24 protein-coding genes are annotated in these 25,624 nt (G+C 68.2%); 14 read left to right on the top strand and 10 right to left on the bottom strand.

From position 1 onward, the window contains the following. The first annotated feature begins 80 nt into the window (after positions 1-80). From AC6RUA_RS17575 to AC6RUA_RS17555, 5 genes are all read left to right on the top strand, one after another. Positions 81-884, top strand: a complete 804-nt coding sequence (locus AC6RUA_RS17575) for a creatininase family protein (RefSeq protein WP_499815640.1) — start codon at positions 81-83, stop codon at positions 882-884. 174 nt (positions 885-1,058) lie between these two features. Continuing rightward, entirely contained in the window at positions 1,059-2,009 is a 951-nt protein-coding gene (locus AC6RUA_RS17570; RefSeq protein WP_499815639.1) for a glucosamine inositolphosphorylceramide transferase family protein, read from the top strand. Between the two features lie 86 nt (positions 2,010-2,095). Continuing rightward, positions 2,096-3,238, top strand: coding sequence for a Gfo/Idh/MocA family protein (locus AC6RUA_RS17565; protein ID WP_499815638.1), 1,143 nt, complete (start codon positions 2,096-2,098; stop codon positions 3,236-3,238). Between the two features lie 78 nt (positions 3,239-3,316). Next, on the top strand, positions 3,317-4,123 hold the full coding sequence (locus AC6RUA_RS17560; protein WP_499815637.1) for a sugar phosphate isomerase/epimerase family protein: 807 nt from the start codon (positions 3,317-3,319) through the stop codon (positions 4,121-4,123). A gap of 106 nt (positions 4,124-4,229) precedes the next feature. Beyond that, positions 4,230-4,979 (top strand): sugar phosphate isomerase/epimerase family protein, encoded by a 750-nt coding sequence (locus AC6RUA_RS17555; protein WP_499815636.1) that lies wholly within the window; start codon positions 4,230-4,232, stop codon positions 4,977-4,979. Positions 4,980-5,001: 22 nt separating this feature from the next. Here the strand turns inward: AC6RUA_RS17555 and AC6RUA_RS17550 are convergent, their stop codons facing one another. Next, positions 5,002-6,048, bottom strand: coding sequence for a Gfo/Idh/MocA family protein (locus AC6RUA_RS17550; RefSeq protein ID WP_499815635.1), 1,047 nt, complete (start codon positions 6,046-6,048; stop codon positions 5,002-5,004). A 131-nt stretch (positions 6,049-6,179) separates the two neighbouring features. Between AC6RUA_RS17550 and AC6RUA_RS17545 the strand changes: the two genes are divergently transcribed. From AC6RUA_RS17545 to AC6RUA_RS17525, 5 genes are all read left to right on the top strand, one after another. Beyond that, positions 6,180-7,184: a Gfo/Idh/MocA family protein gene (locus AC6RUA_RS17545; RefSeq protein WP_499815634.1), complete on the top strand. Its 1,005-nt coding sequence runs from the start codon at positions 6,180-6,182 to the stop codon at positions 7,182-7,184. Beyond that, the gene (locus AC6RUA_RS17540) at positions 7,181-8,170 is read left to right on the top strand and encodes a Gfo/Idh/MocA family protein (RefSeq protein WP_499815633.1); all 990 of its coding nucleotides are present in this window, start codon (positions 7,181-7,183) and stop codon (positions 8,168-8,170) included. Before AC6RUA_RS17545 ends, AC6RUA_RS17540 begins: the two co-directional genes overlap by 4 nt. 196 nt (positions 8,171-8,366) lie before the next feature. Beyond that, positions 8,367-8,618, top strand: a complete 252-nt coding sequence (locus AC6RUA_RS17535; RefSeq protein WP_499815632.1) for a hypothetical protein — start codon at positions 8,367-8,369, stop codon at positions 8,616-8,618. A 99-nt stretch (positions 8,619-8,717) separates the two neighbouring features. Then, complete coding sequence (locus AC6RUA_RS17530) at positions 8,718-9,410, top strand: carbohydrate-binding family 9-like protein (RefSeq protein ID WP_499815631.1); 693 nt, start codon at positions 8,718-8,720, stop codon at positions 9,408-9,410. Positions 9,411-9,477: 67 nt separating this feature from the next. Next, the gene (locus AC6RUA_RS17525; RefSeq protein WP_499815630.1) at positions 9,478-10,650 is read left to right on the top strand and encodes a Gfo/Idh/MocA family protein; all 1,173 of its coding nucleotides are present in this window, start codon (positions 9,478-9,480) and stop codon (positions 10,648-10,650) included. A 55-nt stretch (positions 10,651-10,705) separates the two neighbouring features. Here the strand turns inward: AC6RUA_RS17525 and AC6RUA_RS17520 are convergent, their stop codons facing one another. The 3 genes from AC6RUA_RS17520 to AC6RUA_RS17510 all read right to left on the bottom strand — a co-directional run bounded on the left by AC6RUA_RS17520 (position 10,706) and on the right by AC6RUA_RS17510 (position 13,640). Continuing rightward, on the bottom strand, positions 10,706-11,146 hold the full coding sequence (locus tag AC6RUA_RS17520; protein WP_499815629.1) for a DUF8162 family protein: 441 nt from the start codon (positions 11,144-11,146) through the stop codon (positions 10,706-10,708). A 127-nt stretch (positions 11,147-11,273) separates the two neighbouring features. Then, positions 11,274-12,515, bottom strand: coding sequence for a Gfo/Idh/MocA family protein (locus AC6RUA_RS17515; RefSeq protein ID WP_499815628.1), 1,242 nt, complete (start codon positions 12,513-12,515; stop codon positions 11,274-11,276). Between the two features lie 132 nt (positions 12,516-12,647). After that, positions 12,648-13,640: a Gfo/Idh/MocA family protein gene (locus tag AC6RUA_RS17510; RefSeq protein ID WP_499815627.1), complete on the bottom strand. Its 993-nt coding sequence runs from the start codon at positions 13,638-13,640 to the stop codon at positions 12,648-12,650. Between the two features lie 245 nt (positions 13,641-13,885). Here AC6RUA_RS17510 and AC6RUA_RS17505 point away from each other — a divergent pair, with 245 nt between their 5' ends. The 4 genes from AC6RUA_RS17505 to AC6RUA_RS17490 all read left to right on the top strand — a co-directional run bounded on the left by AC6RUA_RS17505 (position 13,886) and on the right by AC6RUA_RS17490 (position 17,253). Next, on the top strand, positions 13,886-15,322 hold the full coding sequence (locus tag AC6RUA_RS17505; protein ID WP_499815626.1) for a M81 family metallopeptidase: 1,437 nt from the start codon (positions 13,886-13,888) through the stop codon (positions 15,320-15,322). Positions 15,323-15,937: 615 nt separating this feature from the next. After that, positions 15,938-16,315, top strand: a complete 378-nt coding sequence (locus AC6RUA_RS17500; protein WP_499815625.1) for a helix-turn-helix domain-containing protein — start codon at positions 15,938-15,940, stop codon at positions 16,313-16,315. Further along, entirely contained in the window at positions 16,312-16,596 is a 285-nt protein-coding gene (locus tag AC6RUA_RS17495; protein ID WP_499815624.1) for a DUF7521 family protein, read from the top strand. Before AC6RUA_RS17500 ends, AC6RUA_RS17495 begins: the two co-directional genes overlap by 4 nt. Positions 16,597-16,698: 102 nt before the next feature. Next, a complete protein-coding gene (locus AC6RUA_RS17490; RefSeq protein WP_499815623.1) occupies positions 16,699-17,253 on the top strand; it encodes a DoxX family protein in 555 nt (184 codons plus the stop codon). A gap of 259 nt (positions 17,254-17,512) precedes the next feature. Here AC6RUA_RS17490 and AC6RUA_RS17485 read toward each other — a convergent pair whose 3' ends face one another. From AC6RUA_RS17485 to AC6RUA_RS17460, 6 genes are all read right to left on the bottom strand, one after another. Further along, positions 17,513-18,385: a hypothetical protein gene (locus tag AC6RUA_RS17485; RefSeq protein WP_499815622.1), complete on the bottom strand. Its 873-nt coding sequence runs from the start codon at positions 18,383-18,385 to the stop codon at positions 17,513-17,515. 255 nt (positions 18,386-18,640) lie between these two features. Further along, entirely contained in the window at positions 18,641-19,513 is an 873-nt protein-coding gene (locus AC6RUA_RS17480) for a CPBP family intramembrane glutamic endopeptidase (RefSeq protein ID WP_499815621.1), read from the bottom strand. A 229-nt stretch (positions 19,514-19,742) separates the two neighbouring features. Beyond that, entirely contained in the window at positions 19,743-20,765 is a 1,023-nt protein-coding gene (locus AC6RUA_RS17475; protein ID WP_499815620.1) for a halocyanin domain-containing protein, read from the bottom strand. A 15-nt stretch (positions 20,766-20,780) separates the two neighbouring features. Beyond that, positions 20,781-21,914, bottom strand: a complete 1,134-nt coding sequence (locus tag AC6RUA_RS17470; protein ID WP_499815619.1) for a multicopper oxidase domain-containing protein — start codon at positions 21,912-21,914, stop codon at positions 20,781-20,783. 413 nt (positions 21,915-22,327) lie between these two features. Then, on the bottom strand, positions 22,328-24,619 hold the full coding sequence (locus tag AC6RUA_RS17465) for an amino acid permease (RefSeq protein WP_499815618.1): 2,292 nt from the start codon (positions 24,617-24,619) through the stop codon (positions 22,328-22,330). A gap of 208 nt (positions 24,620-24,827) precedes the next feature. After that, complete coding sequence (locus tag AC6RUA_RS17460) at positions 24,828-25,577, bottom strand: Lrp/AsnC family transcriptional regulator (protein WP_499815617.1); 750 nt, start codon at positions 25,575-25,577, stop codon at positions 24,828-24,830. Between the last annotated feature and the right edge of the window lie 47 nt (positions 25,578-25,624).

The raw sequence follows: 25,624 nt of genomic DNA, 5'->3' as shown, positions 1-25,624 counted from the left end.
CCGTCTCTCGACCGGTCGAGCGAGTCGCCGCTCGACCCGGTGACCCAATGGTTCATTACGGGTGCCCCGGTCGTGGGGGTATGGTGTACGACACACTCGGCGAACAGCCGTACTCGTGGGCCGGTCGAACGTACGAGGAAGTCCGAACCGTCGCGGAACAGGACGGGTCCATCCTCATCGTCCCGGTCGGGAGCGTCGAACAGCACGGGCACCACCTCCCCGTGGCGACGGACACCATCCTCGTCGACGCCGTCGCCGACCTCGCCGCGGAGCGCGTCGTCGACTCGGTCCCGCTCCTCGTCACGCCGCCCGTCTGGTCGGGACACTCGCCCCACCACATGTCGTTCGGGGGCACCATCACGCTCGAACCCGACGCGTTCCTCGACGTACTCGCTCAGACCGCGGACTCCGCGCTCGAGAACGGGTTCGACGCCGTCCTCCTGCTCAACGGCCACGGCGGGAACGGCTCGCTCATCAGCAGCGTCACCAGCCGCATCGGGAGAGAGCACCCGGACGTGGAGGTACTCGGGCTGACGTACTTCACGCTCGCCGCGTCGTTCATCGACGAGGTCCGCGAGAGCGACGTCGGCGGGATGGCCCACGGCGGGGAGTTCGAGACGTCGCTCATGCTCCACCTCCGCGAGGAACTGGTCCGGGAGGACCGCCTCGAGGGCACGCCCATGGACGAGCCGTACGAGTGGGGGGGACAGGACTTACTCGACAGCGGCCCGCTCTCCGTCTACCGCCCGTTCGAGGAGTACTCGGAGTCGGGCGCCATCGGCGACCCCGGACTCGCGAGCGCCGAGAAGGGAGCGGAGATATACCGACGGCTCGGCGACGAACTCGAACGACTGCTGACGCAGTGTCACGAGCGGAACCGCTGAGACGGTCGGGGCGCGACCACCGGATGGTATTTATCCCCCGCCGCGAGTGTACCGGTCGTGACTCGACGCGAACTGAGTCCCCCGTCCTCGCCGACTGGCGGTCGAGTAGCGGTGGATAGACGGGCGTTTCTCGCCGGCGTGGGGGCGGTCGCAGGGGTCGGAACGGCCGGTTGCGTGTCCGAGGTGCCCGGACTGGGCAATCCGACCCGCTACCCGCCGCCCGCCGCCGTCGACGCCGTGCCGGCGCTCCGCCCACATCCAGACGTCGAGAACCCCGTCCTGACCGCCGCCGACGTCTCCGACCGGATGTTCGTCGAGTACGTCGCGGACCCGTTCCTGGTCTTCGAGGACGGGACGTACCACCTCTTCTTCGAGGTGTTCTACACGGACAGCCCCCAGCCGCCAGCCACCGCCGACATCGGCCACGCGGTGAGCGACGACGGACTCGACTGGGAGTACGACCGGGTGGTGCTCGACGACCCGTTCCACCTCGCGTACCCGCACGTCTTCCAGTGGGACGGCGAGTGGTACATGACGCCGGACAAGGCGACGTACCAGTACGGCGGGAACCCGGAGTTCCGCATCTACCGCGGGGATCCGTTCCCGACGGACTGGACGCTCGAGACGCGGGCGGTGATAAACGAGCACTTCGGCGACCCGACCCCCGTTCGCACCGACGACGGCTGGTACCTCTTCTCCATCGAGCAGGAGGGAGTCAACGGGACGCGACTCCACTACGCGGACACGCTGCTCGGGGACGAGTGGACCGAACACCCGGCGAGTCCGGTGTTCGAGGAGGCGCGGAACTACCGCCCCGCCGGCCGGCCGGTGCTCCTCGACGGGGACCTCTACCTGTTCGTCCAGGACGTCGAGCGGACCTACGGGGACAAGGTGCGGAGTTTCCGCGTGGAGACGCTGACGCGCGAGGAGTACGCGCACGTCGAGACGGAGCAGTCGCCGGTGGTCGAGGCGACCGGGAGCGGCGGGTGGAACGACGACGGCATGCACCACGTCGACGCCCTGGTGGCGTACAGCGACCGGACGAACGTCGTCGCCGTCGACGGGAAAGACCCCGATGGCCGGTGGAGCATCGGTCTGTACGAACTCGCCACCTCGGAGTCGTAACGCGCTGTCGCCCGACCGCTGACCTATCGTCCCGAGGGACCGAGTGACACGGGGAGCTATATACGATGGGGTCGTCGCCCGTCACGATGAGCGTTGACATCCGACTGGGACTGGTCGGCGCCGGCCAGCGAGGACGGCGGCACGTAGAGGAGTGTTACGACGTCCGCGACTCGACGTACCTCTCCAGCGACGCGGACGACTACCCGGACCGACTGTACGACCGGTACGCGGACTCATTGCCGCCGTGGGTCGAGGACGTCTCCGACCTCCGGCCGGAAGTCGTCGCGGTGATGGACCCCGACGAGACGGAGCGGGAACGGACCGCGGCCATCTGCGAGCGGCACGGGGACGACCCGGACGCGGTGGGGACGCTCGACGAGTTCCTCGCGCGCGAACTCGACGCCGTCGTCGTCGCGTCGCCGCCAGCCCTCCACAAGGAGGCGCTGCTCCCCCTGCTGGACCGCGGGGTCGACGTGCTCTGCGAGAAGGGCATCGTCACGACGCTCGCCGACTACGACGCGGTCATCGACGCCCACGAACGGTCCGAGAGCGTCTTCTACCCGGGATTCAACCTCCGGTCGTCGCCGTACTTCGCCCGACTCAAGGAGTTACTCTCGCGGGGCGTCGTCGGTGACCTCGGGATGATCTCGTGTCAGGAGGCACGGGGGCCGTTCTTCGCGCGGTACGCCTACTCGCAGGAGATGGGGGGCGGCGCGCTGCTCGACAAGAACTCCCACGACTTCGACCTGTTCAACTGGTACGTCGACGCCGACCCGGTCGGCGTGTTCGCCTACGGCGGACAGCACGTCCTCGGGAAGGACAACGACGTGAAGGACCACGCCAGCGTCACCGTCGAGTACGCCGACGGGACCGTCGGGACGCTCGAACTGTGTCTGTTCGCGCCGTTCGGCGAGCGGACCCGGCTCTACGAACTCCGCGGGGACGAGGGGGTGTTGCGGTCGCCCGAGGGGGAGTCGGACACCATCCGACTGTTCGGGCGCGACAGGCGCGACGAGTACGCCGTCACGTCGCCGAAACAGTCCGGTCACGGCGGCGCGGACTACATCCAGATGAAGCGGTTCCTCCGGTGCGTCGAGGGAACCGAGGAACCGCCCGCGACGCTGGTGGACGCGAAGAAGTCCGCGGCCGTCGCGCTCGGGGCCGAGCGCTCCATCGACGACGGGGTGGAGGTCCGCATCACGGACGAGTACGACATCGAACCGGCGTAGTCAGTCCGCCTCTGGACGACCGAGACGGACCGGGACCGACCAACAGGATGATACCGGGATGCGTCGTATCGGTGCTCCGTGCAATTCGGCTGTAACGCCTACTGTTTCCCCTACGACGACATCGACGAGAACGCCGCCGCCGTGGCCGACGCGGGGTACGACGGCATCGAACCGAAACTCGGCCCGGACGCGTTGGCCGACCCGGAGGCGGTCGAACGCGTCCGTGACGCGGCCGACGCCCACGGGCTCGCCGTCCCGAGCGTGACGGGTGCCGACTTCTGGGAGTCGCCGCTGTCGAGCACCGACGAGTCCGTCCGGGACGAGGGGCTCCGACTGGGACGGCGACTCGTGGAGGCCGCCGCGACGCTCGGCGCCGCGACGGTGCTCGTCGTCCCCGGCGTCGTCGACGACGGGACGCCCCCGGACCGCGCCTACGAGAACGCGCTCGACGGCGTCCGCGACCTGGCCGCGACGGCGGCGGACCACGGCGTCACCCTCGGCGTCGAGAACGTGTGGAACGGGATGCTCTACTCGCCGCTCGAACTGCGCGAGTTCGTCGACAGCGCGGCGGAGGCCGGCCCGGTCGGCGCGTACTTCGACGCGGGGAACGTCGCCCGGTTCGGCTCGCCCGCCCAGTGGGCCCGCGTCCTCGGCGACCGCATCGAGGCCGTCCACGTCAAGGGGTACGACGAGGCGGTCGACACGATAGACGGGTTCACCTACCCGCTGGCCGGGACGATAGACTGGCCGGCGGTCGCGGCGGCGCTCGACGACGTGGGGTACGAGGGGTGGGTCTCCCCCGAGGTGCCCCCGTACGACTCCTACCCCGAGCGCACGCTGTCGAACGTCCGCGCCGACCTCGACGTCGTGTTCGGGTCGGGGTGAGCACGGCGACCACGACCCCACCGTCGTGTGAGTCCCGCGGCGGGCCCGAGGCCGCCGTCTCCCGACGAGGGGAACGCTTACTACCTCCCCGTCGGTGCGTCCTCCCGTGCGAATCGGGATTCAGCTCTACACCCTGCGGAACCTGGACGAATCGCTCCCGGAGACGATAGCGCGGGTCGGAGAGACGCCCTTCGAGGGGGTCCAGCTCTCGGGCTTCCAGGGGGAAGCCCCCGAGACGGTCGCCGAGGCGCTCGACGACGCCGGCCTCGACCTGGCCGGCGCCCACGTCGGTCTCGACGCCATCGAAGACGACTACGAGGCGACGCTCTCGACGTACGCCACGGTCGGCTGTGAGGAGTTCGTCGTCCCCTCCTACGACGAGGCGGCGTTCGAGTCCGAGTCGACCGCGCGCGAGGCCGGCCGGCACCTCGCCTCGGTGGCCGACAGACTCGACGACGACGGAGTGTCGCTCCACTACCACAACCACACCTTCGAGTTCACCGACCTCGGCGACGAGACGGCGTTCGACGCCTTCGCCGACGCCGCGGACGGCGTGGGGCTGGAGATAGACACCGGACTCGCCAACCACGGCGGCGCCGACCCCGTCGCCCTCCTCGACCGGTACGGCGACCGGGTGCGGCTCGTCCACATGACCGACAGCCTGGCGGGAGAGACCGACGGGGACACGCGCCACATGGACCTCGGAACCGGCGAGGTCGACCTGCAGGCCTGCGTCGACGCCTGCCCGGACACGGTCGAGTGGGTCCTCTTCGAGCACGGCCTCACGGACGACCCCGTGCGGTCGATGGAGACGGCCGCCGACACGCTCGTCGACCTGCGCGACTCCCGCGCGTAGACGGGCCGACGGGTCTCTGCCTCTATACGGGGTCGAGGTCGCCCGCCTCGATCATCGAAATCAGCGGGTTGTCGTCGACGTCGAGCGGCAGGTCGACGCGCCCGCGCCGGCGCACCGACTCGTAGACGCCGAACAGGAGTTCCGTCCCGACGAGCGCCCGCCGGGCCGACAGGAGCGGCTCCTCTCCCGAGTCGAGACAGTCGACGACGTGCGCGACCCCGTCCTCGAGCGGAGTCCCGTACTCGCAGTCGACGGTCTCCCACCCGCTCCCGTCCGAGCGCACGCGGAGCGGGGCGTCGCCCCAGAAGTCGAGTTCGAGCGCTCCTTCGGTGCCGACGACGCGGTTGAGGACGCCGACGGCGTCCGCGCCGTGCCCGGTCGAGATGAAGCCGTGGACGCCGTTCTCGTACTCCCAGAGCCCGAACGACTGGCCCTCGATGTGGACGCCGTTCCGGTGTCGCTCCTCGCGGTAGTCGACCGCCCCGAGCACCCACTCCGCGGGTTCGTCGCCGGCGAAGTGCGCACAGAGGTCGACCTGGTGCGTCCCCGCCTCGAACAGGTCGCTCCGCGACGCCTCGACGCGCCGCACCTCGCCGATGGCGCCCTCGTCGACCAGCGCCGTCGCCCGCCGCACCGGCTCCGAGAACCGGAGTTGGTGGTCGAACGTGAGTTGGACGCCCCGTTCCTCGCTCTCTCTGGCCATCCGTCTCGCGTCTCCCCACCGGTCCGCCATCGGTTTCTCGCAGTGAACCGCCAGCAGGTCCCCCTCGGTCAGACAGTCGAGGACGATGTCGGCGTGCGTCGGAATCGGGGTCGTGACGCTCACGACGTCCAGGTCCACCTCCCGGAGCATCTCGCGGTGGTCCGCGTAGGCGTTCGCCGACTCGACCCCGAACGCGTCGGCGAACCGCTCCGCGTTCTCGGCCACGATGTCGGCGCACGCGACCAGTTCGCAGTCGTCGAGCGCCGCGTACGCCTCGCCGTGACGGTACCCCATCGCCATGCCGGTCTCGTCGTCTCCTCCGCGCTGTGCGCCCGTGCCGATGACTCCGACGGCGTACTCGGACATGCGTCGCGTTGTCACACCGAGCAGGGGCACCTAAGTATAGTGGAAGAGGCGTCCTCGACCGCTCGCCCGGGGGGGAGACCCGCCCCGACCATCCGAAACGCTTTGAGGCACCACGTCGACCACCCGGGCACATGCTACAGATGGGTCTCATCGGAGCGGGCGGCATGGCCGGCGTCTACGCGGACCGAGTGAGCGACCTGGAGGGCGTCGCAGTGACCGGCGTCGCCTCGCCCACCACGGCGGAGACGTTCGTCGAGGAGCACGTCCCGTCGGCGACGGCGTACGCCGACGCGGACGCGCTCTGTGCGGCGGACGACACGGACGCGGTCGCCGTCCTGACGCCGACGGACACCCACCCCGAACTCGTCGAGACCGCGGCCGACCACGGCGTCGACGTCCTGTGCGAGAAGCCGCTCGCGCGGACGCTCGACGGCGCGCGCGCCATCGCCGACGCCGTCGACGAGGCCGGCATCACGTTCATGACGGCCCACGTCGTCCGCTTCTTCCCGGAGTACGCGACGGCGAAAGAGCGGGTCGACGCCGGCGACGTCGGCGACCCCGGCGTGGTCCGCACCCGGCGGGCGTTCGGCTTCGCCGGCGACCGGGGCTGGTTCGACGACGTCGACCGGAGCGGGGGGGCGCTGCTCGACCTCGCGGTCCACGACTTCGACTACCTGCGCTGGGTGTTCGGCGAGGTCGAACGGGTCTTCACGCGCAGTACTGACTGGGAGGGTGAGGGACGCAGCGAGGTCTCGCTCACCACGCTCCGGTTCGAGAGCGGCGTCGTCGGCCACGTGGAGGTGTACACGGTCGAGGTGCCGAGCGTCCCGTTCACGACGAGCTTCGAGATATCCGGCACGGAGGGCCTGCTCGAGTTCGACCTCGACGACGTCCGTCCGATCACGCGGTACGACGCCGACGAGGTCCACGTCCCGCGGGACCCGGTCGCGCACGACATGCCGCTCCGGCGCGACGGTTACCACCGGCAGATTCGGCGGTTCGTCGACCGTGTCGAGTCCGGCGAGGAGCCCTCCATCGGTGTCGACGAGGGGACCGCCTCGATGCGGCTGTCGCTCGCGGCACTCGAGTCGGCCGAGCGCGGGGTGCCCGTCGCGCCCGAGGAGGTGGGTCGATGACCGTCTCGCTGGGGCTCCTGTCGGTCGCACACAGCCACGCCGACTCGTACGCGTCCGTCGCCGGAAACGTCGCCGACGCCGAGGTGGTCGCGGTGGCCGACTCCGACGACGAGCGGGGTCGCGCGTTCGCCGACCGCCACGGCGTCGACTACGGGTCGGCCGAGGCGGTACTCGACCGGGTCGACGCCGCGGTCGTCTGTGCCGAGAACGCGAGGCACGACGAGTGGGTCGAGCGGGCGGCCGAGGCGGGCGTCGACGTGCTCTGCGAGAAGCCGCTGACCACGACGCCCGACCGGGCGGACGCGCTCGTCGAGACCTGCGCGGACGCCGGCGTCACGCTCGGCGTCGCCATGCCCGTCCGGTTCGCCGAACCCGTCCGACAGGCGAAGGCCGCGGTGGACGCCGGCGAGGTCGGCGAGGTGAAGGCGTTCGTCGGGACCAACCTCCTCAAGCGGATGGCCGACAGCTGGTTCACGGACCCGGAGCTGAGCGGCGGCGGCGCGATGATGGACCACTCGGTCCACGTCGTCGACCTCGTCCGGTGGTTCGCCGACCGGGAGGTGACGGAGGTGTACGCCGAACCCGGCATCGACTACACGGACTCCCCGGTCGAGGACGTCGACGTGCTCTCGCTGTCGCTGGAGGACGACATCCCCGTCACGCACGACGGGTCGTGGCGACAGCCGGAGGAGTGGGACTTCTGGGGCGACGTCACGCTCCGGGTCATCGGCACCGAGGGCGTCGTCGAAGTCGACTGCTTCGACCAGACGCTCGAGTACACCCACGACGGGGGGGACGACCCGGGCGTCGACTCGCTCTACTGGGGGTCGAACATGGACGAGGGGCTGATACGCGACTTCGTCGCCGCCGTCCGGGACGACCGGGAACCGGCCGTCCCGGGCTGGGAGGGCGCCAACGAGGTCCGCGTGGTCGCGGCCGCCTACGAGTCGGTCGAGACCGGCCGACCGGTTCCCGTCGACTACTGAGCATCGGGGGGTCGGACCGACGGCTCCCTACCCTCGTTCCACGAACCGGCCGGCTGCTTACCGGGTGCGTCCGTGTGAGAAAGGTACATAGCCGAGAGATGGCTGTACGACGTATGGACGAACCGGAGCGAACGGACGGCGTCGCCGCGGGACGCGGGGACCGACTCGAAGGCGCGCCGGACGGGGAGGGGACGCGATGAAGGGTCGGGAAGCGTTCGAGGCGCGCGTCGCCTACCCGCGACTCGGCAAGTGGATACTGGTCGGGGTCGCGCTCTTCCTCCTCAGCGGCCTGGGCGCTTCCGTGGCGGGGGGCAACCCGGCGCTCACCCTGCTGGCGCTCCTGTGTCGGTACCTCGGCGCGTCGCTCGCCGTCGTTGGGCTGTTCTTCTACCTCCTCTACTGGTCGGTGGACTACGCACCCGACCACGTCCGGCGCTTGCGCACCTGACCGGACCGCGTCGTCTCCCCACCGGTCGTGACTCGACGCGAAGGACGTGGAGCCGGAGCCGCCCGACCGATATAAGGTCCCCGCCGGCGGACCGGTACCGTGAACGAGTACCGAATCGAACGCGTCGACGGTCCGGTCCCGCTCGACGGCGACCCGACGGCGGGGCCGTGGGCGGAGGCTGCCGCGGTACGAATCGACCACCACCCGTGGGAGGGGCAGGAGTCCGCCGACGGGTCGACCGTCGTCGACGCGCACCCCATCGAGGCGACGGCGCGCGTGCTGTCCGACGGACGCGCCCTCCACCTCCAGTACGAGGTCACCGACGGCCACCAGCAGGCGACCACGACCGACCTGAACGGCGCGGTCTGGACCGACAGCTGTGTGGAACTGTTCGTCGACCCCGCACCCGACGCCCAGAGCGGGTACCTCAACCTGGAGACGAACTGCGTCGGCCAGTTCCTCATGGGGTTCGGTCCCGACCGCGAGACGCGTCGTCTCGTCCCGCCGGAACTCGCGGCCGACGTCCGGGTGGTGACATCCGTCCCTGGCCCGCGGAAGGCCCCCGACCCCGGAACCGACGAGCGGTGGTGGCTGGCCGCCGCGCTCCCGTTCGAGACCCTCGAGACGTTCGCCGGCGTCGCCTTCGACCGCTCGCCGGGGACTGACTGGCGGGGGAACCTCCACTGCTGCCGCGAGGGCGCGGCCCCCTCGTACGCGATGTGGGAACCGGTCGACGCGCCGAGGCCCGACTTCCACCGCCCGGAGCAGTTCGGTCTGCTGCGCTTCGCGTGACTCCTCGCCCGCACCGCCAGCGAGCGTGTTCGTGAACAGTTAACTCCCCCCGTGGTGACGGCCAGCCATGGCGTCGACCCGACTCGCCGTTATCGGAGCAGGACACAGAGCCACGCACCTCGTCGAGCAGATATACGCCGTTCGCGACCGGGAGTACCAGTTCGCCGCCGACGACGGCTGGTCCATCGTCGGCGAGGCGGCGTACGAGGCGCACGCGCCCGACCCGCCGTCGTGGGCCGACGGAATCGGCGACCTCACGCCGGCGGTGACGGCCGTCTTCGACCCGGACGAGACGGCCCGCGAGGCGATGGGTCGGCGCTGCGCCGACGCGGGCGACGACCCGGCGCTCTACGCCTCGTTCGACGCGCTTCTCGACGAGGGGTCGTTCGACGCGGCGGTCGTCGGGTCGCCAAACTTCGCCCACTTCGAGCAGGCCACCGCGCTCCTCGAACGCGGGGTCGACACGTTCTGTGAGAAACCCATCGGGCTCACGCTGGCGGAACACGACGACCTCGTCGAGGCGGACGAGGCGTCGGACGCGCTGTTCTACGTCGGGTTCAACCTGCGCGCACACCCGCTGTACGCGAAGATCGCCGAACTCGTCCACGGGGGAGCCATCGGCGAGGTGGGGATGGTCACGAGCCACAACGTCCGCGTCCCGTTCCCCCCCGGGTTCCGGTACGAGGCGGAACGCTCCGGCGGGACGCTCCTCGAGAAGAACTGTCACGACTTCGACCTCTACAACTGGTACGTCGACGCCGACCCGGTTCGGGTCGCCGCACTCGGCGGGCAACGGGTCCTCTCGGATGGGACCGACATCCTCGACCACGCCACCGTCATCGTCGGGTACGACAACGGCGTCAAGGCGACGCTCGAACTCTCGCTGTTCTCGCCGTTCACGCAGGAGCGACACCGGACCTACTTCGTGCGCGGAGACGACGGCGTCATCCAGACGCCGGCGGAACAGGACGCCATCGACGTGTTCAACCGAACCACGGCGAACCGGATTCGGACGCGGGCGCACATTCCCGACGCCGACGAGAGCGGCCACGGTGGCGCCGACTACCGCCAGATGATTCGGTTCCTCCGCTACCTCGACGGAGACGCCACCAGACCGGCCTCGCCGACCGACGCGAAGAAGGCCGCCGCGGTGGCCATCGCGGCACAGGAGTCCATCGAACACGGCCCGTTCTACCGCATCGACGAGCGGTACGACGTCGCCCCTGAGTTCCCGGAGTGAGCGCCGCGTTCGGGTCTCTCCCTCTCCGCCTCGCCCCGTCCGAGCGCCTCCCGCCTCACGAGCGGGCGAGATACAGCACCTCGAGAACCAGCGGCGGGACGACCGTGACCCCGACGTACCAGAGGGCGCTCCCGAGGAGCGTGACGTCCGTCATGAACCCCGGCCGCTTCCAGTCGTACCCCCGGAGGGGGAGGACGACGCCTGCGACCGCCATCCAGAGCAGGGCGACGGCGACCCCGCTGTAGAGGACCATCTCCGAGGACGTGACCCCGAACAGGGCGAGGCCGACGGCGTAGACCACCGAGTGAACGGTCCCGACCGCGAGGGCGGCGAGGGCGTAGTTGAGCCACCACTCGTCCACCGGGCCGAGCCTGAACAGCGGCGTGAGTCTGTCGAGGAGCAGGAACGGTGCCCACACCACCGCGACGTACCCGCCTGCTAGCACACCCAGAACGAGCACCGAAACCACGGAGACGACGACGTCGAGCGCTGCCATTCGGCGAGGGTTACCCGAGTCGGCTGAAATAGCTGGTGGTCCGCGGGACCGGGAGACCCGGAGTCCGGTGTCTAGTCGAGGTGGTCGACGAGGTCCGTGTCGAGCGCTCCGAACGTCGGCTCGTCGGTCATCCACCCCCGCTGGTGAAGTCCGGGAACGCGACCGACTCGCTCCCCAGTTCGACCGACTGCTCGGAGAGCGGCGAGATGGCCATCCACGTCGCCGCGTCGTACACGTCGATGGGGGGTCGCTCCCCCCGACGCACGCTCAGCACGTAGTCGCGCATCACGAGGTGGTCGAGACCCCCGTGGCCGGCTCTCAGTCCCGACTCCGTGTACGCGTCCCAGACGGGGTGTTCGTACGCCTCCTGGTACGCGTCGAACGGCTCCCAGTCGTGTGCGGGGCTCTCCCCCTCGACGTGGACGGACGACTCCACCTCGATTCCGCCGTCTTCGTGGTCGATTCGCTCGGCGGTCCGCCGCCAGAGTCCGTTCGTCCCCTGCACGTGGTACATGTTGGTGTACGGTCGCGGGAGGCTAACGTCGTGGTCGACGACCACCGTCTCCCCGTTCGCACACTTCACCACCGTGGTGACCACGTCCCCGATGGCCCAGTCGACGTCGCGGCTCGGGTGGTCCGGGTCGAGGTTCTTCTCGGCCCAGTCGCCGAGTCCGCGCGACTTCGACGCGGTGGACGTGAGGCTCACGAACCGATTTCCGCGGTTGACGTCCAAGCACATCGCCATGGGCCCGACGCCGTGGGTCGGGTAGAGGTCGCCGTTGCGCTTCTCGTTGTGCACGCCCCGGTAGTTCCGCTCGTCGTCCCGGTCGAGCGCCGTCCCGTTGCCGACGTTTATCTGCTTACGGAGGTCGTGGCCGTACCCGCACCGGCAGTGGACGAGTTCGCCGAAGACCCCCTGCCGGACCATGTTCAGGACGGCCATGCAGTCGCGGTAGTAACAGCAGTTCTCTAACAGCATGCAGTGGCCCTCCGACTCCTCGGCGGCCCGCACGAGGTCCCAGCACTCCTCGACGCTGCTGGCCGGGCCGACTTCGAGACCGACGAACTTCCCGGACTCCAGCGCCGAAATCGCCATCGGGATGTGGTGCTCCCACGGGGTGGCGATGACGACGCCGTCGAGGTCCTCCCTGTCTACGAGTCGGTCGTGGTCGCGGTAGCCGTCCGGTTCGGGGCGACCCGACTCGACGACGTCTTCCCGCGCCCGCTGCCGGTGGCGCTCCTGGGCGTCACAGACGGCCGGCACGTCCACGTCGCTCATCTCTAGACACAGGTCGAGGAGGTGCGCCCCGCGGCCGCCGACGCCTGTGAACCCGATTCGGACCGTCCGACCCTCCGGACTCTCGGTCATGATCTTCGCTCCGTCTCCGACTCACGGCGGGCGGGCATCAAGATTTGGTAAGCGGTGACGGGCGTCGAGACCGAGGAGCGCGCCGCGGTGGAGCGTGCGTGACGCGCGTCCCCGCGTCTCTCCTCCCCGCTCTCAGGGAGCGACCGACCCGCCGGCCGCGTCCGAGCGGTAGACGGCGTCCATCACCCGCTGGACGGCGAGCGCCTGGTCCAGCCGTCCCACCTCGGGGGGGCGGCCGGCCGCGACGGCGGCGGCGAACGCCTCGTCCTCGGGGGCGAGCCAGTCCTCCTCGGCGGTCGACACCGGTTCCGGCCCCCCGCCCCCGTCGGGGTACACGGCGAGTTCCTGCGTCCCGATGTCGAGGACGGCTCCGCCCTCAGTGCCGCGGACGACGAGTTCGCGGGTCGCCGGCCCGTTCGACACCCAGGCGGCTTCCAGTTCGACGGTCGCATCGTCGGTACACCGGAGCAACGCCGAGGCGGAGTCCTCGACGCGTTCGCCCGCGACCCGACCCCCCTCCGCGCCGCGGGTGCAGCCGAGGACGGCCTCGACGTCGCGGAACTCGAGCGCGGCCAGCGCGAGGTCGAGGACGTGCACCCCGATGTCGACGAGTGCCCCGCCCCCGGCCAGGTCGGGGTCGAGGAACCAGCCGCTCCCCGGTCGGTCGTGTCGGCGGACGTACCGGGCTTCCACCTGTGTGACCTCGCCGAGCGCGCCGCGGTCGCGGAGGTCGAACAGTTCGCGCACCGCGTCGTAGTACCGCATCACGAACCCGGCGGTGCAGAAGGCGTCGCTCTCGGCCGCGGCCACCGCGATGCGTTCGGCGCTCTCGACGCTGTGCGCCAGCGGTTTCTCGACGAGCGCGTGTACGCCCTCCTCCAGCGCCGTCACGGCGACCTGTTCGTGGAGCGCGTTCGGCACCGTCAGGACGACGCCGTCGAGGTCGGTCTCGTACATCGCCGCGTGGTCGGCGTAGGTCGGGGCGTCGAACCGGTCCGCGAACTCGGTCCGGGCCTCGTCGACGACGTCCGCACCGGCCGCTATCTCCGCGCCGGCCGCCGCGAGGCGTTCGGCGTGGTTCACTCCCATCGTCCCGAGTCCGACGACTCCGATGCGTGCTCCCATTCACTCGGTCGACGGTCCTCCGTTCGAAAACGGTTTCGCTGAGCGAAACACGTGCCGGGAAGCGGAGTGTCTCTGTGCCACCGCACGCGTGGCGGTCGTCGCCTCCCCGGGTCGAGTCGGCGGAACGAATCCCGGTTACCGACCGTCGCTCGCTCGAGACGGCCCACGGCGAGTCGTCGGTCGCTGGCGAGTTTGGTACGGACTCCCATGAGTTAAGAGCGCGCCGGGCGGTAACACTCCCACCCATGCGAATCGCAGTCGCGACGGTCAGCCACGAGACGAACACGTTCGCCGACGGACGCACGACCCTCGACGACTTCGCGTTCGCCGCGGGCGACGACCTGCTGGACTCGTTCGGGGCCGCCCGGTCGCTCGACGGAATCGTGGAGGTGCTCCGAACGGCACCCGAAGACGTGTCCGCCGTTCCGCTCGTCGGTGCGGCCACCATCCCCGGCCCGACCGTCACCGACGACGCGTTCGCGACGATTCGCCGCGAACTGCTCGACCACCTCGACGGGGAGCGCGTCGACGGCCTCTGTCTCGACCTCCACGGCTCGATGTACGTCGAGAACCAGCCGGACCCCGAGGGCGCGTTGCTCGCGTCGATTCGGGACGTGGTCGGCCCCACCGTACCTATCACCGCGGCGCTCGACATGCACGCGACGGTCACCGAGACGATGGTCGACCACCTCGACGGCGTCGCCGGGTACCGGACCGCGCCGCACACGGACACCGTCGAGACCGGCGAGCGGGCCGCCCACCTCCTGCTTTCGAGTCTCCGCGGGGAGGTCGACCTCGCACTCGGGTGGCGGCGACTCCCACTCCTGCTCGCGGGGGAGCGCTCGGAGACCGACGCCGAGCCGATGCGCTCGCTCGTCGAACGGCTAGAGGACGCCGACGAACGGGAGGACGTCCTCGACGCGAACTACTTCCTCGGGTTCCCGTGGGCCGACTCGCCCCACGGCGGCTGTCACGCGCTCGTGACCGGGGACGCGTCGGCCGGAGAGGACGTCTCGGGAGTGGCGACCGACCTCGCGGGCGCCTTCTGGGACGCACGCGAGACGTTCGACTTCACGACCGAGGCACACCGGCCGAGCGACGCGCTCGACGCGGCCGCCGCGGAGACGGACCGGCCGGTCGTCGTGGCAGACACGGGCGACATCCCCGGCGCGGGCGGGAGCGAGGACGTGACCGACCTGCTCTCGCTCGTCCTCGAGCGAGACGACCTCGGAACGCCCGTGGTGGCCGTGTTCGCCGACCCCGAAGCGCTGGCGGCGTGCGAGCGGGCGGGCGACGGCGGGTCGGTCGAGGTGGCCCTCGGTCGGTCGGCGTCCGCCGGCGACCCCCTCCCGGTCGAGGGCGTGGTCGGCGCGCTCCACGAGGCAGAGGGCGTGAAGACGGCGCGAATCGACGCCGCCGGCGCCGCCGTCGTCGTCTCGGACGCGCGGACGAACCTCCACCGCGACCCGTCGTTCCTCGAGGAACTCGGCGCCGACCCGGCCGCTCGGAGGCTCGTCGTCCTGAAGAGCGGCTACCTGAGCCCCGCGTGGAAGGCGGTCGCCGCGCGCCGGTTGTTCGCGCTCACGCCGGGCGACACGAACCAACTCCTCTCGGAACTCCCGTACGAGAACGTCCCACGTCCGATACACCCGCTCGACGAGACGGCGGAGTGGTCGCCGTGAGCGTAGTGTAGTTCCCGCGTACCGACTCACTCGTCGACGGAACGCGGACCGGCGCGAAATAGATTAAATATATATAGTGGTAAGTAACTGTAATACAAACTTCTCAGATTCGACGGCGATTACGGTGGTATTTCGGCCGGACGACTGGCCAGAGGGGCTTTTCACATCGCGGAGCACACCGAATTTCGGTGAAGTGACACCCGAGATACGCCGAATCCGGACGACTGAGGCGACCAGTCGTGCCCTAATATTCGGTCCTGTCTACGGGCAGGAAGTCTCTTCACCATCACATTGCAACTAGCTGTCGGGTGGGTCCGGTCTGCCGAGCGGTTGACTGACGAGCGAAATGAACGACTACCGAGAGAGTTGAACTTCACCGATAATACTCGGGTGAGTGTTACTATCGAACCGACGCCTCGACCCGCTCGGTGGATGCCGGTGGCGACGGCGGGGTGACGACACCCGTCCGACGTACCGTGGATGCGGCGACCGGTGTTCCTGTCCGCGAGGAGCGACCGACTCCGAACCGCTGGACGGACCGGTCGGACCGGACTCGCCGGATTCCGCTCGCGGGCGAGCGAATGAACTAACTCGCGTGCCTCTCGTCGTCCCAGTATGGTGCGGAATCCGATTGGTGCGAACGAGGGGCCGGGCGTCGAGGAGGTGCTCTCGAGTCTGGACGATCGGACCTGTCGCCAACTCGTCCGGACGCTGGACGAGCCCATGACGGTGAGTGAACTCGCCGAGAAGGCGGGCGTCCCGCTCTCGACGACGTACCGGAAACTCGACCTGCTCGACGAGGCGTCGCTCCTCGAGACGCAGACGAGGCTCCGGGAGGACGGTCACCACCAGATGCTCTACCGGGTGGCGTTCGAGGAGGTCTCGTTGCGCCTGACCCCCAGCCGCGAGTTCGACGTCTCGATCGTACGCGTGCCGGAAGACCCCGACGAACGACTCGCCAGTATGTGGTCGGAACTCCGCCGAGAGACATGAGTACGAGCTCGTACCTTCCGACGGTGGTGGTGGCGCTCAAGACTATCACACTCGCGCTCGGCGGGTTGATCACGTGGTTCGCGTACAGGGCGTACCGACGAACCGCCGCGAACCCGCTCCGTCTGCTCGCGGTCGGGTTCGCGACCGTGACGCTCGGTTCGCTGCTCGCGGGCGCGGCCCACCAGGCGTTCGGGCTCGATTCGGGGCTCGTCTTGTCCATCGAGAGCGCGCTCACGGCGGTGGGATTCGGGGTCATCCTCTACTCCCTGTACGCCGACTGATATCGGTACAGAATCGGGAGAGCGCTGTCCGTTCTCGGGACGGGAGAACCATCGTCGGTTATATACTTCCCTCTCTCCTCTATCTATCTGAAGGTGAGTAAAATGGCTACCAACGCTCCCAACACGTTCGAGAGCCGCGTCGGCAACCTGACCATCGGCGGTCGGGCACACAGTCTCAGCGCGTGGTTCGTCCTCTCGCTCCGTCTCGTCATCGGCTTCGCGTTCCTCTACTCGGGGCTCGACAAGGTCCTCGGCGGCTTCGGCGCCGCGGGCTACCTGACCAACGTCGCGGCGGCGAACGGCAACCCGCTCGCGGGGATGTTCCTCTGGATGGGTCAGACACCCTGGTTCGTCGCGTTCGTCGACGTCGCCGTCCCGTGGGGTGAACTCGCCATCGGACTCGGCCTCATGGTCGGTCTCCTGACCCGCCTGGCCGCGTTCTTCGGGGCGTTCATGATGCTGTTGTTCTACTTCGGCAACTGGGACCTCGCGCACGGGGTCATCAACAGCGACTTCATGTACATGCTGGTGTTCCTCTCCGTGGCGGCGTTCGGCGCCGGCCGCATCCTCGGCCTCGACGCGTACGTCGAGAGCTACGAAGTCGACGGCGTCCCGCTCGTGGAGAAGTACCCGATCCTCGACTACGTCCTCGGGTAAGTCGGCACCCTTTTTCGGTTCACGATTTCACAGCCAGGTGAGCGACCTGGCTGGTGTACGGCAGACGAAAGAGAGCACGGCACGGTCCCGACTTCTGTTCTCGTAGCGGCCGTCCTCGTTGCGAGCGGCGGCTGTCCTACCCTCGTGTGCCGAGGGACAGTCACCGGCGAAGGGGACCGGGAGTCCACGCGACGGACCACTTCGCGCCTATCTTCCGACCGGCGAGCGAAGACGGGGGACGAGTCGCCGAGCGCACTGCTCACGTGGACTGGCGGTGCTCATCGTCGCCGACTTCGTCCGTCGACGGCCGGGGTCCCCCCGCCATCGAGCGGAGGTAGGTCGCGGCCAACAGTGCGGACACGACGATCGGAACGAAGGTGAAGGCGGCGGCGACAGGACTGACGGTGACGCTCTCACCAGCCATGTACACGAGTGTCATAGCCCCGATCGGGGCTGCGAGCGTCGCACCGAGCACCAGGACGACGCCGGCGAAGACGTACCCCCAGGTGCGTTCTCGGAACAGCCACGCCGCGGCGAGGAAGATCGACGGCACGACGACGCCGAGGTCGACGACGTGGCTCGCCATCGCCTGCGGTCCGGACTCTTCGACGAGGGTGGGCGTGGTCCCGCTGAGCAGAGGCGGGACGACGTCCGACAGCCAGAGCACCGCCAGCCCGACGCCGACGACCGCCAGCGCCCCGGCGTACAGCGAGGTGTCGAGACGCCCCTCGAGCGACCGACGGACGGCGTCGGCGTCGGTCGTCACCGTCCCGCCGACGAACGTGAACAGCGAGAGACCGAACAGCGCGACGTACACGAGGAACAGTTCGTTGAACGGGACCTGGACGGCGACCGAGACCCAGATGTAGGTCATGTACGCCAGGCCGCCGAGCCAGACGACTCGGCCGCGTAGCGAACCCCGTATCGCGGACCGGAGACCGAGCGACAGGACGGGAACTCCGACCGCGAGAATCGTGAGGTCCTGTACCCGATACGCCTCGACCAGTCCGGGAGCCGCCCGGTAGTGACCCGGGCGGACAAGTCCGACGAGCGACGAAACGGCTGTCAGAACGAGGACGGCGACGGTCGCCGCGACGTGCCATCGGCGGAGGTGGCCGACCATCGTGTTCATCGGGCGGAAGTACGCTCGCCGTGACGTTAACTACCGGTGGTGGTTTCGCCCGCCCGTGGAGCGTCTGGTTCGTCGCTCTCTGTTCGTCGTCACCCGCGGCCGACTCGAATACGAGGGAGCCACCGGTGGATGTCGGACTAGGCGGCGGGAGTCAGTCGGGACCGGAGTGGCTGGACGACGAGGGTTCGTCTGTCGGTTCCGTCGAGGCGTGTCGAGGTGTCGTCCCACGTCGGAGGGAGGTCGGTCGATAGCGACCTACGGTCGACCACCGACGTCCGACGCGTCCGGAATCTCTCCGCGAGCGAGTTTCTCACGGCCGTAGACGGCGACGATTGCGAGGACGACGAGGACGTACACGCCGACGTGGACGGCGGTGACGACGCCGACGGCCCCCTCGTCGATGACGCCTTCGACGAGGATTCTGTCGGCGGCCAGCGGGATGACCACGTCCGCGGTGTTCGCCATCGCGTGGAGAGCCATCGCGAGCAGGACGCTCCCCGTGCTGTTGTACAGCCACGCGAGGATGACCGAGAGCGTCATGATACCGCCGAACCACCCGATCTGGTTGACGAGCGGGAAGCCCGAATGGGGCGCGACCGGGATGACGAAGTAGGGCAGGTGCCAGAGCGCCCAGACGACGCCGATGACGAGACTGGCCCCTAACGCGCCGTAGCGCTCGTTGAGCCGGGGCTGTGCGAACCCCCGCCACCCCGGTTCCTCGTTCAACCCGCCGCTGAGAACCAGCGCGAACAGGAACAGTCCGACGAGCAACAGCGGCGAGGGGGGTGCCCGACCGATGTCGACCGGCCCACCCACGGCGAGAATGCCGAGCGTAATCAGCACGGCGGCAGCCAGCGGCAGTCCGAGCGCGACGACCCACCACCGCCAGCCGACGCGCCAGTCGGTGATCTGTGCCGCCCACGCACCGACGTCGTCCCCGCGCAACCACGTGACTGCGGCGGCGCTCACTGGCGGTCCGAAACTCCCGAGATACATCAGCACCGCGGCGCTCCAACTCGGCTCCATGAACACGGTGGGCGCCGAGATCGTCCACGTGTAGACGAACGCGCCTACGAAGAACGCCGCGACCGGGTAGTCGTCGACGAGAGGCAGACGGCTCGCAGCCATGCGCGGCAGTACTCGAACGAGTGACAAAAAACGTCGGTTCATCGGACACCGTTCCCGTGGCCAGCCGACTCGCTGCGGAGTTCGGGAACGTGGAAGCCGACGCCATCGCCGCGCCGGTCACCTCTGTCACCTGCAGGCGTCGGACCGGTACGCCGACCGAGTGCGGGCGTTCGTGAGGGGTCGCCGGGACGCTCGGTCGGGAAGCGACCCCTGAACTCCGAACCCCCCGTTATCGCTCGGTCGGCTCCTTCTCCTCTGTCGGTGGTACGGGTTTCCCGTCTCCGGTCAGGTGCATGACCACCGGGATTCCGAGCGGCGACAGCAGGAGCAGGAGTCCGCTGGCCGCACCCGCGAGCAGACCCGGGTCGGTCCCGCCGAACATGTCGTCCGGTTCACCGTCGTCGACGACGACGACGCCCCGCATTCCCAGCGAGGCGTGTGGTTCACAGCCGTACTTCACCACTCCCTCTCTGGTGAACGTCCGAGCGAACTCGGTACCCCGTTCGCTCGTCAGTTCGCTCCGGAACGACCCGTCGAGCGCGGCGACGTTGTGGGTACCACCCGTCCCTCTCCACTTCCAGACGACCGTCGTACCGGGGTCGACACGGACCGCCGCTGGTCCGAATCCGAACGCGCCGCCGTTGCCGTCGACGCCGACGTCGACGACGACTTCCGACTCGCCTCGCTCGTCTACGACCTCGGTGTAGTTGTCCGTCCGCGTGAGCCACCCGTCGAAGGTTCGGCCCCGAGTCTCCGTCTCTTCCTCGGTTCCGAGCGAGGCGGCGACGTCACCCACGAGCAGCGCGCCCTTCATCCCCATCGGCTTGTGGGGGGCACACGCGTACCGGACGATTCCCGACTCGCTCGGAGCGTGCGTGAACGTCGCCCCGGCGTCGCTGTGGTACTCGGACTCGAACGCCCCGCTCTCGGCGACGACGTTGTGTGACCCGCCGTCGCCGGTCCACGCCCAGGTCACCGTCGTCCCGGGGTCGACCCGAACGGCCGCGGGGCTGAAGCCGAACGACCCGCCGTTCCCCTCCGCGCCGACGGCGACCGTCACTTCGGTCCGACCGCGTTCGTCGACTATCTCCGAGGCGTTGTCGGTGTTCGAGAACCACGACGAGAGGTCGACCGTCGTGTCGTCGCCGGCCGTCTCCTGAGCGGCGACACGCGGCGCGAGTACACCAGCGCCGACCGCCGCACCCGCAGTCGCCTTCACGAACGTCCGCCGGGATGTAGATGTCGTCTCCATGCTCTCTCCTCCGAATCAGGCCTCGTACCCCGCGTAGCCCATGACCTTATGGAAGATGTCCGTCTGCATCGCCTCCGTGTAGACGATTCCGGTGAGCATCCCACCGGGGTAGGAGGTTCCGTTACGGACGTGGTTGACCTTGTGGCAGTGCATCAGGTAGATGCCCGGATCCGCGTCGGCCTGCATCTCGAGCGTGTACCGCTCGGCGGGGGCGACGTTGATCACGTCCTCCTCGTGCCGCGCCGCCTCGGGAATCACGCCGCCGTCCTTCTCGACCACCGTGAAGCGGTGGTTGTGGAAGTGGAGCGGGTGGCTCATGAACCCGGCATTCACGAAGTGGACTCGCATCGTGTCGCCCGACTCGACTATCATCGGCGACCCCTCTTCGGGGTGAAGGGTGTACGGCGCCGAGCGGCCGTTGACGGTGAACACGTCAGGTCGACGGTCGGTGATGTCGTAGGTGGCGTCTTCGCCGCCGTACTGCCGCGAGAGGCGGGTGTCCCACTCCCTGACCGTCATGAAGTACTCCTTGTCGGCCTCCTCGTAGCCCTCGGGGTCGACCCGGAGGATACCGTACATCCCCATCTCCATGTGCCACGGCGTGTTGTAGTGGCAGTGGTAGAGGTGGGTGCCGGGCTGGTTCGCCGTGTACGTGTAGGTGTGCGACTCGCCCGGGTCGGCCTGCACGCCGGTCGTCGTCGGGACGCCGTCGTTCTCCCACGTCTTGCGGAGGCCGTGGACGTGGAACGTGTGTGGCATCGACATCGCGGTGTTGTCGAGCGTGAGTTCGATTTCTTGGCCCTCGGTCACCCGGAGGACGGGGCCGGGGACGCTCGGCGCGCCGTCGTTCGCCTTGAACGCCCAGACGACGGGGAGGTTGATCGGCCCGCCCATCGTCTCGTGCGGGTGGACGTCGTGGCGGGCTCTGACCGCGCTAATCGTCACTTTCCCGTCGAGTGCGTCGAGGTCGACCACCTCCGGTTTGCTCGTGAGAGGAAGCTGTTCTGAAGCCTGCGCGAGGGCTTCGTTCGGCCGCGTGTCGGCCGGAGCCGTACACCCGCTGAGCGAGAGGGCGCCGACGCCGCCGGTCGCCGCGAGGAACCGTCGTCGCGAGATACCCGTTCCAGGTGCGCCGATCTGTGTACTCATACTACAGGTACAACCCCGGGCGGAACTCGTATATAAACGGGTTGTGATTCTATAGATCAGAGAACGGAGTTTAGAGGGCTACTGGGGGCGATATATGGCAGTTTTAGGTACGCTAGGTGATTCTGATCAGCTGAGGGTGTCTTCGTCCCACCAACTACGAGTCCCAACGCGAAACGTATCTATACCGAGTTCGCCCAGAGGTCCTTCGGCTGGACCGTTTCCCGACCGTCATCAGTTGGCGCGGGAAGAACCGGTCGCCGAGGAACGCCTCACCGGCCAATTTCGCTGACTGACACGACGGCGTCCGTAATCAGGAGGAATCCGAGGAGCGAGAGATCGGGTATCGTCGACTCGAGTACCGGGAACTGCCACAGGGCGGCCGTGCGCGGGCCCACTGACGAAACGCGGTTCTCTCAGTCACCCCCGACCAACTGGCGTACCCGGCTACTCAGCCCGGAAGCGCCTCCGACCCCTCGTTTCGTCATGATGGTGATGTTCTCCGCTCGCCGACCGATCTCTTCCGGGATGGCTCCGAAGACTATCTGTCGAAGACGACTCTGCCGCGTCGCGCCGACGATCGTGATATCGTAATCCTCGCTCTCCCGGAGCAGTCGCTCCGTTACGTCGTCTCCTTCCAGGATTTTCGTTTCGACGTTGGACTGTCCGGTCGCACTCGCCGTCTCCTCTATCGCCTCACGGGCGTCGTCGTCACTGTTGTCGCCGGTCGGATCAACAACTTGAACAACCGTACAGGTCGCCTCCTCCGAGCGGGCGATGGCACCGGCGAGTTCGCCCGCGAGTTGAGCGTGGGGACCGCCAGCCGTCGGGATCAGGATCGACTCTACGTCCTCTCCAGCGTTCGCTCCGATCCGTTCGACGAACACGTCGGCATCGGCCTCTCGGACCACGTCGTCGACGGTACTCCCGATCACGACGTCGTGACGGCGTTTACCGCCGCCCCAGCCCATCAGGACGCCGTCGCAGTCGTGTTGGTCGACGGTGCGGAGGATGATCTCCTCGGGTTCGTGGCCGACGCGGACGAGACCGTGGACGGGGACGTCGGTGTCGCGTGCGTGCGCGATCGCCTCGTTGACGACCGCCTCCTCTTCGTCGACGAACTCCTCGGCGCGGTCGAGTGGCGTCTGTTCGGGAATGGTGACGCCGCTCATCACGAGCAGTTCCGCCTCGCGGTCCTCGGCGATATCGATCGCCGTCCGCATCAGTTGGTCGACGTTCTCCGTGCGGGCGATCGGGACGAGGATCTGCTCGTCACGTTCGCGATCACCGACTGGGGTGCGGGTCGTGAGCGTCGGTGCCGCTCTCTCGTGGTCCGTTTCCCCCTCCTCGCGGTTGTATCGCATGTAGCCGAACCAGAAGAGGACCCCGACCGCCTCCGCGATCAGGCCGACAATCAGCGCCGTGAACTCGACCTGCGTGACGAGGATGACGTTCGCGAGGATAGCGATGGCGGGTATCACGGGGACGAACGGTACCTCGAAGTTCCGGTCGAGGTCCGGATCCTTCCGACGCGACTGGATGAGCGCGACGTTGACGAAGATGAGTCCCGCCAGCAGCATGAAGTCCGCGAAGTGCGCGATCGCGTGAAAGCCGAGGTGGATCCCGAACAGCGTTGACCCGCTCTCGCTCTCGGGAGCCGTGCCGAAGACGACGCTGAAGACGACGATGTAGAAGACGATCAGCCCCCCGGTAAATAGCACCGACGCGTACGGTGTGTTGAACCGTTCGCTCAGGTCGCCGAACACCGACGGCAGATGACCGCGTCGACTCATCGCGAGTTTGACGCGCGACCCCGCGAGGATCGTGGCGTTCGCCGCCGAGATCATCGACAGCAGCGCGCCGACGATGATGACGTAGAAGCCGATGTTGCCGAGGTAGTACTGGGAGGCGTACGCCATCGCCACCTCGCCGTTCGTGCTGACGAACTCCCGTGCCCCCTCGACGCCGCCGAGTCCCACCTGCTCGGCGAGTCGTGTGAGGAACGTCTGGTCGTTGATCGCGAAGACGATCACGAGGACGACCAGCGCGTACACCACCGTGACGAACCCCATCGAGATGAAGATGGCTCGGGGGATGTTGTGGCCGGGTTCCTCGATCTCCTCGGCGTTGGTCGCGATCGCCTCGAAGCCGAAGAACGTGATGAACACGAGCGTCGTCGTCACCCCCAACTGCCCGAACTGAGTGATGTTGTTCGCGAGCGAGGTCCGGACGGTCGACGCGTCGAACGCCTGTAACCCGCCGAAGAGGAACAGCGCAATGAGCGCCACCTTCAGCGCGGTCACGACGATCTGGAACATCCCCGTCTCCTCGGTCCCCTTGAGGTTGACCACGACCAACAGGCCGAGGATGACGAGCCCCGACAACCAGTACGGGATCGCCTCCGGGATATTGAGAGCGGGGTACATGAAGCGTCGGAACCAGCTAGAGAACGAGGCGAGATAGAACGCCGCGGACGCCGGATAGCCGAGGATGATCGACCAGCCGACGATGTACGTGAGATCGCTGTCGAAGACGTTCGCGACGTACGCGTACCCGCCCCCACTCTCCGGATAGAGCGAGGAGAACTCGGCGTACGCGAGGGCGGTGAACCCGGCGACAACTCCCGCGAGGAGGAAGGAGACGACCGCCGCCGCACCGACGTTGCTGACCGCGAGCCCCGAGAGGACGAAGATCCCGGCCGCGATCATCGTTCCGACTCCTAATGCGATCGCTCCGACGAGCCCGATATCTCGGTCGAGCTCGTTTCCGACAGAACCGTCGCTCTCACTCATTACTGCACGTTCGCCGTGCGCGCCGGTAAAAGACTAGGACCCACTATACATCGATACTATTTACCCGATTCAGATACCCGCGTTCCTTCGCTGATTCGAACCGAGGCACTCGGCGGGATAGCGTTCAGTGGACGACGTCTCCACCGAACTTTTCGAGGACTTCGTTCGAGAGACCAGTTCGAAACAGGAGGCTCACGATGTCGCCCTGTTCGAACAGCGTGTCCCCCTTCGGTGAGACGGTCGAATCGCCCCGTTCGATGGCGACCACGAGCACGTCAGCCGAAAGGATTCCCTCCTCGGCGGCCTCGCCGATCGTCAGTCCGACAACCGGCGCATCCTCGAGGAGACGGAGGTCGGTCAACTCCGCGTCGCCGCCGAGCGCCATGAAGTCCTTGCCCGAGTAGTCGCGTTCCCCTTCGGGACCGTACGGATGGTAGGGGTGGAACTCTTCGGCCTCCAGCAGTCCCTCCTTCTCGATCTCGATCCCCAGTTCGGTCAGCGCCTTCCCGATCCGGCTGATATCCTGCGTATTACCTCCTACCGCGACGACATGGAGGTTCTCTCGCCCGGTCATCGCTCGGCGGACGTTCACGACGCCGGGGACGTCGAGCGCCTCGCGCGCGAGCCGCTCCCGCTCCGCGTTCGGCGCGTTACAGATATAGAGCCGGCTGAGCAGGTTCTCGGCCGCCTCGTAATCGATATCCGCGTGATACCCTTCGATGACCCCGTTGTCTTCGAGGTTCTGGATCCGGTTACCGATCGTTCCCGACGAGACGTCCACCTCTTCGGCGATCTCTTGAGCGGTGGTGTTGCGTGCGTCCCGTGCCAAGTGATAGAGGATGCGTTTGTCGATCTTATCAAGCCGATAACTCATACGGGAGTCTTGGGGAACCAGCGGGGAATAGGTTCTGTCTTCCACTC

Source organism: Halorarum sp. SLYT50 (assembly GCF_059821265.1).
Note: the sequence above shows the minus strand (reverse complement) of the source record. Positions and strands in the feature narration are given on the sequence as shown.

Bases quoted from the DNA above. Each gene is read 5' to 3' on its own strand.
- AC6RUA_RS17565 (WP_499815638.1), top strand. From the start codon at position 2,096: ATGAGCGTTGACATCCGACTGGGACTGGTCGGCGCCGGCCAGCGAGGA.
- AC6RUA_RS17460 (WP_499815617.1), bottom strand. From the start codon at position 25,577: ATGAGTTATCGGCTTGATAAGATCGACAAACGCATCCTCTATCACTTG.
- AC6RUA_RS17515 (WP_499815628.1), bottom strand. From the start codon at position 12,515: ATGACCGAGAGTCCGGAGGGTCGGACGGTCCGAATCGGGTTCACAGGC.
- AC6RUA_RS17575 (WP_499815640.1), top strand. From the start codon at position 81: ATGGTGTACGACACACTCGGCGAACAGCCGTACTCGTGGGCCGGTCGA.
- AC6RUA_RS17510 (WP_499815627.1), bottom strand. From the start codon at position 13,640: ATGGGAGCACGCATCGGAGTCGTCGGACTCGGGACGATGGGAGTGAAC.
- AC6RUA_RS17490 (WP_499815623.1), top strand. From the start codon at position 16,699: ATGGCTACCAACGCTCCCAACACGTTCGAGAGCCGCGTCGGCAACCTG.
- AC6RUA_RS17470 (WP_499815619.1), bottom strand. From the start codon at position 21,914: ATGAGTACACAGATCGGCGCACCTGGAACGGGTATCTCGCGACGACGG.
- AC6RUA_RS17465 (WP_499815618.1), bottom strand. From the start codon at position 24,619: ATGATCGCGGCCGGGATCTTCGTCCTCTCGGGGCTCGCGGTCAGCAAC.
- AC6RUA_RS17520 (WP_499815629.1), bottom strand. From the start codon at position 11,146: ATGGCAGCGCTCGACGTCGTCGTCTCCGTGGTTTCGGTGCTCGTTCTG.
- AC6RUA_RS17495 (WP_499815624.1), top strand. From the start codon at position 16,312: ATGAGTACGAGCTCGTACCTTCCGACGGTGGTGGTGGCGCTCAAGACT.
- AC6RUA_RS17540 (WP_499815633.1), top strand. From the start codon at position 7,181: ATGACCGTCTCGCTGGGGCTCCTGTCGGTCGCACACAGCCACGCCGAC.
- AC6RUA_RS17475 (WP_499815620.1), bottom strand. From the start codon at position 20,765: ATGGAGACGACATCTACATCCCGGCGGACGTTCGTGAAGGCGACTGCG.
- AC6RUA_RS17525 (WP_499815630.1), top strand. From the start codon at position 9,478: ATGGCGTCGACCCGACTCGCCGTTATCGGAGCAGGACACAGAGCCACG.
- AC6RUA_RS17505 (WP_499815626.1), top strand. From the start codon at position 13,886: ATGCGAATCGCAGTCGCGACGGTCAGCCACGAGACGAACACGTTCGCC.
- AC6RUA_RS17550 (WP_499815635.1), bottom strand. From the start codon at position 6,048: ATGTCCGAGTACGCCGTCGGAGTCATCGGCACGGGCGCACAGCGCGGA.
- AC6RUA_RS17485 (WP_499815622.1), bottom strand. From the start codon at position 18,385: ATGAACACGATGGTCGGCCACCTCCGCCGATGGCACGTCGCGGCGACC.
- AC6RUA_RS17545 (WP_499815634.1), top strand. From the start codon at position 6,180: ATGCTACAGATGGGTCTCATCGGAGCGGGCGGCATGGCCGGCGTCTAC.
- AC6RUA_RS17480 (WP_499815621.1), bottom strand. From the start codon at position 19,513: ATGGCTGCGAGCCGTCTGCCTCTCGTCGACGACTACCCGGTCGCGGCG.
- AC6RUA_RS17500 (WP_499815625.1), top strand. From the start codon at position 15,938: ATGGTGCGGAATCCGATTGGTGCGAACGAGGGGCCGGGCGTCGAGGAG.
- AC6RUA_RS17535 (WP_499815632.1), top strand. From the start codon at position 8,367: ATGAAGGGTCGGGAAGCGTTCGAGGCGCGCGTCGCCTACCCGCGACTC.